This is a genomic window from Collinsella aerofaciens ATCC 25986 (assembly GCF_964259375.1).
In the GTDB taxonomy this organism is placed as follows: Bacteria; Actinomycetota; Coriobacteriia; order Coriobacteriales; family Coriobacteriaceae; genus Collinsella; species Collinsella aerofaciens_BO.
In genome coordinates this window covers 1,512-2,937 of sequence record NZ_CAXVJM010000032.1, presented here as the reverse complement: position 1 = coordinate 2,937, position 1,426 = coordinate 1,512, and the positions used below count along the sequence as shown (strand labels likewise).

The following is a 1,426-nucleotide window of genomic DNA, read 5'->3' as shown; positions in this document are numbered from 1 at the left end:
GCCGGGGAGGACAACCCGGGGAACTGAAACATCTAAGTACCCGGAGGAGAGGAAATCAATCTCGAGACTCCCCGAGTAGCGGCGAGCGAAAGGGGACCGATGGCCAAACCGTCGAGCGGGCATACCCGGCAGGGGTTCCGCCGACGGGGTTGCAGGGCCGCGCATCCGGGGGCTGCCGCCCCCGGGCGCAGGTCCGGCTGGGGAGCGGAACGGCATGGGAGGGCCGGCCGCAGCGGGTGACAGCCCCGTACGCGAACCCAGACCGGACGGCGCGACGCGGTCCCTGAGTAGGGCCGGGCACGTGAAACCCGGTCCGAACCTGGGTGGACCACCATCCAAGCCTGAGTACTACCCTGTGACCGATAGCGCACCAGTACCGTGAGGGAAAGGTGAAAAGCACCCCGGGAGGGGAGTGAAACAGTACCTGAAACCGTGCGCCCACGAGCAGTCGGAGCAACTTTTAGTTGTGACGGCGTGCCTTTTGTAGAATGAGCCAGCGAGTCGCTGGCGCGGGGCGAGGTTAACCGAAAGGGAGCCGGAGCGAAAGCGAGCCTTAACAGGGCGACTTGAGTCCCGCGCCGCGGACGCGAAGCCGGGTGAGCTATCCGTGGGCAGGCTGAAGCGGGGGTAAGACCCCGTGGAGGGCCGAACGCACGTCGGTTGAAAACGGCGGCGATGACCTGCGGATAGGGGTGAAAGGCCAATCAAACCCGGAGATATCTCGTTCTCCCCGAAATAGCTTTAGGGCTAGCGTCGCGCGTTCACCGCCGGAGGTAGAGCACCGGATGGACGAGGGGGCTTCGCCGCCTACCGAATCCAACCGAACTCCGAATGCCGGCGGCCCAGAGCGCGGCAGTCAGAGCATGTGGGCTAAGCTGTGTGCTCGAGAGGGAAACAGCCCGGACCGCCCGCTAAGGTCCCCAAGTTCCAGCCGAGTGGCAAAGGATGTGCGTCCGCCCAGACAACCAGGATGTTGGCTTAGAAGCAGCCATCCATTCAAAGAGTGCGTAACAGCTCACTGGTCGAGTGGACATGCGCCGACAATACACGGGGCTAAGCTGGACACCGAAGCGGCGGGATTTTAATTCATTAGAATCGGTAGGGGAGCTTCCCATGGGCGGAGAAGCCGGAGGGCGACCGACGGTGGAGCGCATGGGAGTGAGAATGCTGGCATGAGTAGCGAGAGACGAGAGAGTAACTCGTCCGCCGTGAACCCGAGGTTTCCTGGGCAAGGCTAATCCTCCCAGGGTCAGTCGGGGGCTAAGGCGAGGCCGGGAGGCGTAGCCGACGCGCAGCAGGCAGACATTCCTGCACCGCGCACGCGGCGCTACGACCGACGGGGCGACGGATGGGGGTGGCTCGGCGGGGTTCTGGACGTCCCCGTGATGGAGCGCGGCCCGCGGACCAGGGAAATCCGGTCCGCACG

Annotated in this window: 1 other annotated feature (running past both ends of the window). The window is 64.7% G+C overall.

The annotated features are described in order from the left end of the window. Positions 1 to 1,426, top strand: a sequence feature (mutual gap in cmsearch alignment for this rRNA model is longer than 100) (it extends past both window edges: 196 nt to the left, 1,476 nt to the right).